The sequence below is a fragment of the Arthrobacter sp. JCM 19049 genome (assembly GCF_001310435.1).
Genome location: NZ_BAXF01000065.1, coordinates 1 through 9,048, shown reverse-complemented (window position 1 = coordinate 9,048; position 9,048 = coordinate 1). Strand labels below are relative to the sequence as shown.

6 protein-coding genes and 5 pseudogenes are annotated in these 9,048 nt (G+C 64.0%); 4 read left to right on the top strand and 7 right to left on the bottom strand.

What is annotated here, in order from left to right:
- The 4 genes and pseudogenes from JCM19049_RS05245 to JCM19049_RS05235 form a co-directional block, all read right to left on the bottom strand.
- Positions 1 to 896, bottom strand: a pseudogene (locus JCM19049_RS05245) (tripartite tricarboxylate transporter permease); the annotation flags it as partial.
- Positions 897 to 1,025 carry a hypothetical protein gene (locus tag JCM19049_RS18770; protein ID WP_279402514.1) on the bottom strand — a complete coding sequence of 43 codons (129 nt, stop codon included), beginning with the start codon at positions 1,023 to 1,025 and terminating at the stop codon, positions 897 to 899.
- Positions 998 to 1,399 carry a tripartite tricarboxylate transporter TctB family protein gene (locus JCM19049_RS05240; RefSeq protein WP_279402513.1) on the bottom strand — a complete coding sequence of 134 codons (402 nt, stop codon included), beginning with the start codon at positions 1,397 to 1,399 and terminating at the stop codon, positions 998 to 1,000. The genes JCM19049_RS18770 and JCM19049_RS05240 overlap by 28 nt, the downstream gene beginning before the upstream one ends.
- Positions 1,396 to 2,408: pseudogene (locus tag JCM19049_RS05235) on the bottom strand (Bug family tripartite tricarboxylate transporter substrate binding protein). The gene JCM19049_RS05240 and the pseudogene JCM19049_RS05235 overlap by 4 nt, the downstream one beginning before the upstream one ends.
- Before the next feature lie 275 nt (positions 2,409 to 2,683).
- Here JCM19049_RS05235 and JCM19049_RS22255 point away from each other — a divergent pair.
- The 4 genes and pseudogenes from JCM19049_RS22255 (at position 2,684) to JCM19049_RS05220 (ending at position 6,882) form a co-directional block, all read left to right on the top strand.
- A complete protein-coding gene (locus tag JCM19049_RS22255; protein WP_306420692.1) occupies positions 2,684 to 3,424 on the top strand; it encodes a hypothetical protein in 741 nt (246 codons plus the stop codon).
- A complete protein-coding gene (locus JCM19049_RS22250) occupies positions 3,400 to 4,218 on the top strand; it encodes a sensor histidine kinase (RefSeq protein WP_306420691.1) in 819 nt (272 codons plus the stop codon). The genes JCM19049_RS22255 and JCM19049_RS22250 overlap by 25 nt, the downstream gene beginning before the upstream one ends.
- Before the next feature lie 15 nt (positions 4,219 to 4,233).
- Positions 4,234 to 4,905: a response regulator gene (locus JCM19049_RS05225; protein ID WP_054821038.1), complete on the top strand. Its 672-nt coding sequence runs from the start codon at positions 4,234 to 4,236 to the stop codon at positions 4,903 to 4,905.
- A 295-nt stretch (positions 4,906 to 5,200) separates the two neighbouring features.
- Positions 5,201 to 6,882 (top strand): annotated as a pseudogene (locus JCM19049_RS05220) (formate--tetrahydrofolate ligase).
- 110 nt (positions 6,883 to 6,992) lie between these two features.
- Here JCM19049_RS05220 and JCM19049_RS05215 read toward each other — a convergent pair.
- From JCM19049_RS05215 to JCM19049_RS05205, 3 genes and pseudogenes are all read right to left on the bottom strand, one after another.
- Positions 6,993 to 7,601, bottom strand: coding sequence for a cyclodeaminase/cyclohydrolase family protein (locus tag JCM19049_RS05215; protein ID WP_306420690.1), 609 nt, complete (start codon positions 7,599 to 7,601; stop codon positions 6,993 to 6,995).
- Between the two features lie 158 nt (positions 7,602 to 7,759).
- Positions 7,760 to 8,777: pseudogene (locus tag JCM19049_RS05210) on the bottom strand (NAD-dependent epimerase/dehydratase family protein).
- Positions 8,774 to 9,048: pseudogene (locus JCM19049_RS05205) on the bottom strand (hydrolase); the annotation flags it as partial. The pseudogenes JCM19049_RS05205 and JCM19049_RS05210, both read right to left, overlap by 4 nt.

The window sequence follows — 9,048 nt, the reverse complement described above, 5'->3', positions numbered from 1 at the left end:
CCCTCGATCGGCGCCGTGGCCAAACTCCTCGGGGTGCTTGGACAGCTTTTTCTCGGTCACGTAGGACAGGAAGGTTGGCACCTCGGCGCCGCCGGCGGGCAGGGCCCCAAAGGGGAAGCCGTACGCGGTGCCGCGCAGCCACGGCTTCCAGGACCGTTTCCAGTCTTCCTTGCCCATCCACGGGGTGCCGACCGGAATGGTGCGGGTAGGGGTGCGGCGCAGGTGCGCGGCAATCCACAGGGCCTCGCCAATCGCGAAGATCGCGACGGCGACCACCACAATGTCCAACCCGTCCACCAGCGGCGCGAAGCCGAAGGTGAGCCTGCTCTGCCCGGAGACCGGGTCCATGCCCACCAAACCGATGGCCAGGCCGAGGCCCAGGGAGGCAAAACCTCGGATCTTGGAGGAACCCAGGACCGCGGTCACGGTAATCAGTGCCAGCACCATGATCGCGAAGTAGCTGGGGGCGCCCAGGCTCACCGCGAACTTCACCACGAAGGGGGCGACCGTCACCAGCAGGGCGGTGCCGATGGTTCCGGCCACGAAGGAGCCGATGGCTGCGGTGGCCAGCGCCTGGGCGGCACGGCCGGCCTTGGCCATCTTGTGCCCCTCGATGGCGGTGATCACCGTTGCGGATTCACCGGGGGTGTTGAGCAGGATGGAGGTGGTTGAACCGCCGTACATGCCGCCGTAGTAGATGCCGGCGAACATGATCAGCGCACTGGAGGTCTCCATCCGTAGGTGACCGGCAGCAGCAGCGCCACTGCCATGGCCGGACCGATGCCCGGAAGTACACCGACCGCGGTGCCCAAGATGACCCCGGCGAACGCGAACAGCAGGTTGATGGGGGTCAAGGCGGCGGCGAAGCCGTCCATCAGGAGGCTGAGCGTATCCACCTACAACACCCCCGACAGGATCCCGGCCGGCAGCTTGATGCCCAGGCCGAGGTAGAAACCATAGAAGGAACCCAGCGCCATGACCAGGGAGATGACCAGGGTCAGGACATAGCGTCGGGCACCCAGCACAGAGCCGAACCGAAGAACAGCAGCGTGCCGGAGATGACCCAGCCGGCCCAGTTGATCAGCAGGATGTTCACCACGAACACCCCGATCAGCGGCAGCAGGGTTTTCCAGTCCGAGGGCTGGCTCAGGTCCACGTCTTCGCCTTCCTCGCCCTGGGCGAGGTTGCCGCGCCATACGGTGATGGCCAGCGCCACGGCGGAGAGGACCAGAATCACCGAGACCACGTAGGGCAGGGCCTTGGGCCCGACCACGTCGGCCTGGGAATACGTCACATGAAGCTGCGACGCGTCAACGAACACCAGGATTCCCACCAAGAGAAGAAACGCGGCGAACAGCAGTTCGACGCGCTTCTTCCTGGTTGTGGCTACTTCGCTCACGCCAGCCCCAGGGTCTTGAGCACGTTGGCCACGCGCTCATCCTGTTCGCTCAGGAAGCTGGAGAAGTCCTCACCGGTCATGAACGCATCGCTCCAGCCGTTGGTCTCCAGTGCTTCCTTCCACTGCTCGGAGTCGTGCATCTTGGTGACGACGTCAATCCACTTCTGCTTGTCGGCGTCCGAGATCTCCGGCGGGGCGACAATACCGCGCCAGTTGGAGAAGACCAGGTCGATGCCGGACTCCTTGAATGTCGGGGCATCCACGCCCTCCAGGCGATCTTCGCCGCTGGTCGCCAGGACGCGCACCGAGCCCTCTTCGATCTGCTGCATGTATTCACCGGCACCAGAGGCGGCGAACGCCAGCTTGTTGCCCAGGATGGCCGGCAGCAGATCCCCGCCGCCGTCGTAGGACACGAAGTTCACCTTCTTCGGGTCAATGCCCACGGCTTGGGCCAGCTGCATCGGCAGCAGGTGGTCTGGGCCGCCCGGAGAGGAGCCGCCGCCGACCGAAAGCTTGCCCGGATCCTTCTTCCAGGCCTGAACCAAATCGTCGATGGTCTTGTACGGGGAGTCCTTGGAGACCATGATCGCTCCCGGCTCCTCGATGAGCTTGGCAATCGGGGTGGTTTCGGTCAGCTTCGCATCGGATTCATTGGTGTAGCTGGCGCCCACCACACCCAGCCCCATCAGCATTGACAGGTCCCCGGTGCCCTTTTCGTTGACTAGGCGGGCCAGCCCCACTGTGCCCCCGGCACCAGCCAGGTTGAAGACCTCGGGGTTCGAAGCAATGTCCGCCTCATCCATGACCTTGGCGGCCACGCGGGCGGTGGTGTCATAACCGCCACCGGCGGTGTTGGGAACCATGATGCGCAGTCCGGCCACCGGTCCACTGTCCGCCGACTGGCTTCGGACGAGTTCTCGGAGGTGACACCGCAGCCGGTGGCGGTCAGTGCCAGTGCCGCGGCGGCGGCAATGGTGGCCACCTTGCGCAGGGATTTGAAAGTTTTCATCGGATTCGTGCCTCACTACCTTCATTGTTGGGCGAGTGCTTTAGACACTATGGCCCGCGGTGCCGCGCGTCACGTTTGCGTAAGCAGAGTAAATATTGTTCATTGTGTAACCAAAAAATGTGATCCCGATCTCGCGTCGCTTCGGTACGCTAAAGGGTGGAGAACGCCGCAACATCAATGGCGGCAAGAGGAGAACGGGACACATGAAAACGGCCAATGCCGCGAGGGGGCGAAAGCCCGGTCGGCAACTGACTTTGGCCGGGCAGTACCTGATCATGCAGCTGTTGATCATTGGGGTCGTTCTCACCGGGGTCATCGCCGTATCGGTGAATCAGGCGACCAACAATTTTGAGAAGTCCGAAACCCGCAGAAGCCTGTCCGCGGCTGAATCCCTGGCTTCCAATCCCCTGCTGCGCGCGCTCCTGCCCGATGCGGCCCCGGAGATGGGTTCGGCCCTGCCTGCCATGGCCGAGTCCGCGCGCAGCATCTCGGGCCTGGATTTCGTGGCCATCGCCGACGCTGCGGGCACGATCATCACCTCCAGCTACCCCGATGAAGTCAACTCCTCCATCCTCACCCCGGACAGCACCGTGACCCAGGGCCGCGCGTGGCGCGGAGAACGCGTCCATGACGGGAAGCATGAACTGATCGCCCACATCCCGGTGCTGAACGAGGAGGGAAAGCTGATCGGGATCGTGGGGGCCGGGCAAAGCTACCCCAATACCGCCGAGCTGCTCCGGGAGATCGCGCCCAGCGTGCTGTTCACCCTGCTGGTGTGCATCCTGCTCGGAGCCGGAGGCTCAGTCCTGCTGGCCCGAAAGGTCAAGCACCAGACCAGGGGAATGGAGCCGCGGGACATCACCAAGCTCTTTGAACATCGCGAGGCGCTGCTGCATGGGGTGAAGGAGGGCGTGATCTCGGTTTCCCCCAACCACCGGATCACCCTGCCAACGATGTGGCCATTGAACTGCTGCGCCTGCCTGAAGACTGTGTGGGGCGCACATTGGAGGAGCTGAACGTCGCCCCGCAGGTGACCCGTGCCCTTCTCACCCAGCAGGAGGAAGCCGACCGGCAGTTCCTGATCGGGGAGCGGGTTCTGGTCTTCAACCGCATGCCCATCAGCCGAGGGGAACGGGATCTGGGATCGGTGACCACGTTCCGCGACCGCACGGAGCTAAGCCGCCTGGAACAGGAATTGGGTAACACCAAGGCCACCAGCGACATGTTGCGCGCCCAAACCCATGAGTTCGCGAACCAGCTGCATGCGATTTCCGGACTCATCAAACTCGAAGAATATGGGGAAGTGGAGCGCTTCATTGAAGGGGTCAGCCTCAGCCGCAGCCAGTTGTTCGACAGCGTGTCGACCTCGATTGAGGATCCCACGGTGGCAGCACTGCTGATCGCCAAGGCCAGCGTCGCCTCGGAACGTGGCATCCAGCTGGAACTGAACGAGGAATCCCGCCTCAGCCGGTGCGAAGACGCACTGGCCCGCGACCTGACCACGGTGGTTGGCAACTTGACGGATAATGCAATAGAGGCCGTGACCCAGATTCGTGACGCCCACATCCAGATCACCATCGAAGACACGGATTCCCAAATAGCCATCACCGTCGCGGATAACGGCCCCGGAATTGACGACGGGGTCATTGAGGAGATCTTCGCCCAGGGGTTCTCGACCAAGGACCACCACGCCGCGGGAGGGCGCGGTTTTGGCTTGGCGCTGGCCCGCCTGGTCTGCCAGCGCCACGGCGGGCGCGTGATGGCCAGGAACGACAACGGTGCGCTCTTCACCGCCACACTCGCAAAGTAAAGGACAGCACGCCAGATGATCAAGGTACTGGTGATCGACGACGATTTCATGGTCGCCAAGGTTCACTCCGGCTTCGTGAACAGCATCGACGGGTTCGCCGTGGTGGGGGTCGCGCATAACGGGGCCGAGGCCGTCAAGGCCGTCGAATCACTGAACCCGGCACTGGTGCTACTGGACATCCACCTGCCGGACATCAATGGGCTGGATCTGCTGCAGCAGCTGCGAACGATCAAACCCGACCTGGACGTACTGGTCATCAGCGCCGCCCGGGAAATGGACACGGTCCGCAGGGCGTTGCGCGGGGGAATCGTGCACTACTTGATGAAGCCGTTCTCCCGGGACGATCTCAATGAACGGCTTGAGCATTACCGAAGCTCCTATGCGCCCCTGCAAACCTCGGATCAGCAGCTGCAGCAGGAGGACGTCAATCGGCTCTTCGGATTGGGAAAGGGGCAGGAACACCGGCCACTGCCCAAGGGCTGCAGCATCGAAACGCTGGAGCTCGTGGAGAAAATCCTCAAGCAGGCGCCGCAGCCGATCTCAGCCACCGAAACAGCAGAACAACTCGGCATTTCCCGGGTCAGCGCTCGCCGGTACCTGGAGTATTTGGCGGAGGAAGGGCTGGTGCAGGTGAACCTGAAGTACGGGGGAGTGGGCCGCCCGGAACGACGATACGCGTCTGCCTGAAAAGCCGTTGCATTCGGGATGACGCTTCCACCGGTCGGAGCAGTCGCTGGGGGCGGGGATGGGCGCAGGCATGCGCCAACCGGGATCAGAAGGCCCCGGGATTCAGCGCCAACCACACGCAATCCCCGGTTTTCCCAATCACGGCCCATGGTCCGGCGGTCTCAGTAGATGAGAATTTGGCCGGGACATCCCACCGCCCGCGACCTCCTCAGTGGTAGCTTGAAGGTGAATCGAGGAAAACCAAGGACCCTGGGGTTCATTTTCCCCCGACTAGGAAGCCAGATAGGGGCACACGATGACTTCCACGCCAGAAACCGACATGAGTGATCTTGCCATTGCCTCGCGAGCGGTGCTCAAGCCAATTTCGCAGATCGCCCGGTCGGCCGGGATCCCGGAGACTGCGGTGGAGCCTTACGGCAGGTACAAGGCCAAGATCGACCCGGCCCTGCTGACTGCTCGCGGTTCCGGTCTGGGAAAGGTGGTCCTGGTCAGCGGCATGTCCCCGACACCCGCGGGGGAAGGGAAATCCACCATGGTGGTGGGCTTGGGTGATGCCTTGGCCGCCGCGGGAACGAAAACCATGATCGCCCTGCGTGAACCCTCTGTGGGCCCGAGTTTCGGCATGAAGGGTGGGGCCACCGGCGGCGGCAAGTCGCAGGTGCTCCCGATGGATGAGATCAACCTGCATTTCACCGGGGATTTCCATGCCATCACCAGCGCGAACAACCTGTTGATGGCACTGATCGACAACCACCTGCACCAGGGAAATTCCCTGGGCATTGATCCGCGGCGCATCACCTTCAAACGCGCCGTGGACATGAACGACCGGGCGCTGCGCAACGTGGTCATCGGCCTTGGTGGGCCGGCCGACGGGATGCCGCGGGAAACCGGTTTCGAGATCACCGCTGCTTCCGAGGTCATGGCGGTATTCTGCCTGGCCACCGGGCTGGAGGACTTGCGCGCCCGGCTCGGCCGCATGACCATCGGCTATACCCGCGACAACGCTCCGGTCACCGTGGACGACCTGGGGCCGCCGGTGCCATGGCCTTGCTGCTCAAGGAGGCGATCAAACCCAACCTCGTCCAGACCATAGGCGGTACCCCCGCCTCATCCATGGCGGGCCATTCGCCAACATTGCGCATGGCTGCAACTCGGCGGTCGCCACCAATACCGCGCGTACGCTGGCCGACATCGTGGTGACCGAGGCCGGCTTCGGCACCGACCTGGGCGCGAGAAGTTCATGGACATCAAGGCCCGCTATGCCGGGTGCGACCCGGACACCGTCGTCATCGTGGCCACCATTCGTGCCCTGAAAATGCACGGGGGAGTGTCCCTGGAGCAGCTGCGTGAAGAAGACATCGAGGCCGTGCGCGCAGGCCTGACGAACCTCGCCCGGCATGCCTTGAACATCTCGAAGTTCGGTATCCAGCCGGTCATCGGCATCAACCGATTCACCACGGATACCGAAGCGGAATTGGCGGTGGTCACCGAATGGGCCGCGGCGAACAACATTGAATGCGCCGTAGCCGATGTCTGGGGCCACGGCGGTGCCGGGGCCGGGGAGCTGGCCGCCGCGGTCTTGCGGGCCATTGAACCACCGAACAATTTCTCCCCGTTGTACGAGCTGACGCAACCGGTTGAGGAGAAGATCCTAACCCTGGTGCGCGAGCTCTATGGCGGAGTGGGCATTGAATATTCTGCCAAGCAAGGCGGATGCTCGAGCAGATCCACGCCAACGGCTGGGACGACCTGCCGGTGTGCATGGCCAAGACCCAGTATTCGTTCTCCGATGACCCCACGCTCCTGGGAGCCCCCGAAGGATTCACGTTGCAGGTCCGCGAGATCGTTCCCAAGACGGGTGCCGGTTTCATTGTGGTCATCACCGGGGCGATCACAACCATGCCTGGCCTTCCCAAGGTGCCGGCCGCCATGCACATGGATGTCGATGAACAGGGGCGCGCAGTGGGTTTGTCGTAGCGGGGACTACCGCGGAAGCTGGCCGGAAGAAAAGACTGACCAACGCGTAGAGCCCGGCAACGCTAGGAGGGGTTGCACCGCGCACCGCCGTATTTTCGTTTCGGGTACGTCTAGGCTCTGGTTGGGGCCGCGCGCCGGTCAATCCCGGAGGCGATCATATCCAGGCGTTCGATAGCCGCTTCAAATTCACGCAGTGCCGCGAAGAGGTCCTGGTGTTGCCGGCGCAGTTCGGCCATCGATGAATCGTCGGTTGTCGAGCTGGCCAGGTCGAAGCTGACATTAGTACGGGCGCCAGCAAGCGTGGCGCGCAATGAGCCCAAAGCGACCACCACATCGGAAACCAGCGCCTGGTTGCCGTTCAGGGCCAGCCATTCAAGGTCGTCAATGGCAATAACGGCGTGCTTGCCCAGCGTCGCCGAGGCCCGGGCAGCGTTGATGCTGGCATTCTTGATCGCGGTCTCGCGTTCCCTTCCAGGCTCCAGGTGGAACGCGGCGCCGAAGGCCTTGGACGCGGAGGCGTCTTCGTCCGCCAGGCGCAGCGCCGTCTGCCGCAACTCCAAGGCCCGGCGTCGAAGGCTCTGCACGTGGGCGGCCTGCGGTTCCTGCGCATCCGTGTAACCGGCAACATGGAGATCAGGGAGGCGGCAATGGCCAGCATCAATCCGGCACCGGCGCCGCCACCGGGCGAACCGGTGGACTGGGCCAGTGCCGCCGTCCACTGTTCGACGGTTGAGTCCTGGGTGGTGACTGCTTCGGGCTTGTCCATGGCATCAAGTCTCTACTACCTGGGGAAGCAGGCCGCACCGAATGTAAGGAAGCTGAGAATCAACTGCGGCCTGCCCCGGCTCCTGTGCTGTGGGGCTACAAGATCGCGTTGCTAGCCAACCGGCGAGCCACTGTAGTGGGCACGGAGGCGCTCGATTCCCTCATCGATGCTGACTTCCGGCTTCCAGTCCAGGATTTCGTGCGTTTGACGTTGATCGAACCAGTGGGCGGTGGACAGCTGCTCGGCCAGGAATCGGGTCATTGGAGGTTCGTCGGTCACCAGGTTGCGGCGGCCGGCGGCCAGCCACGCTTTTCAATCACCGATCCCGCGCCGCGGGCTAACCAGCCGGGCACGTTCAGTTTGGGGGCCGGTGCGCCGCCGGCCTGGCAGATTCCCGCCATGAGTTCTCCAACCGGACGTGGTTCCCCGTTGGTTACCACCAGGCACGGCCGTGGGCATGATCCATGCGTTCCAGCCCTCGCACGATCGCGGCGGCGGCGTTGTCGATGTAGGTGGTATCTATCAGTGCGACACCCTGGTCCAGCAGGGGCAGCCGGCCCGCCTTGGCGCGCTGGATGACACGCTCGACCAACTGTGTGTCACCCGGGCCCCAGACAACGTGCGGCCGGATGGCCGTCACCCGGAATTCGGGCTGGTCCTCCGACAGGGCGATCAGTTCCGCGGCCGCCTTGGAGCGGGCGTAGAATCCGCGGGCGCGTTCCGGGTCGGCGGTGCCCGCCGACTCCCCGGCCAGGGCTGCGCCGAAGTGCGCTACCGAGGGGGAGGAGACGAAGACGAAATCCGAAACCCCGGATTCCTGGGCGGCCTGCAACAGGTTCCTGGTGCCGACGATGTTCGTGGAGACGAACTCGTCCCAGTCCCCGGTGAAGGAGACCTTTGCCGCCAGGTGAATGACCGCGTCCATGCCCTTGGCGGCACGATTGACCGCTCCCTGGTCCGTCAGCGATCCCAGGACTTCATCCGTGGCGCCGTTCGAGGCACGCCGCTGGAACGTGCGAACATGGTGTCCCTTGGTGCGCAACAATTCGGCGACGGCTCCGCCGAGCAGGCCGCTGGCGCCGGTGACCAGCACCCGGCGCGGGGTTGCTGGGGATTCAGGGGTGCTCATGGTTTGCGGATCCTTCCTCCGGCCAGGGTCTTTTCGGCCCAGGCTGCCAGGGCGGCACGATCAATCTTGGAGTTGTGCCGGATGTCGGTGGGAAGATCCGGGACCACGAGCACCGCCGCCACCTCGACACCGGCGGCGGACACCGCCTCCCGGACCTCGTTGGCCAGGGCCGTGGAGGCCGGGCCGGGCCGTTTGGCCGGCGGATTGGTTTCCATGACCACCACGGCCACCTGGGTGCCGGCCGGTCCGACACCGACCAGGCGGTACGTCC

What these genes read in the sequence shown, in the direction of transcription:
- JCM19049_RS22255 (WP_306420692.1), top strand. Translation starts at nt 2,684, where the DNA reads ATGCAGCTGTTGATCATTGGGGTCGTTCTCACCGGGGTCATCGCCGTA.
- JCM19049_RS05225 (WP_054821038.1), top strand. Translation starts at nt 4,234, where the DNA reads ATGATCAAGGTACTGGTGATCGACGACGATTTCATGGTCGCCAAGGTT.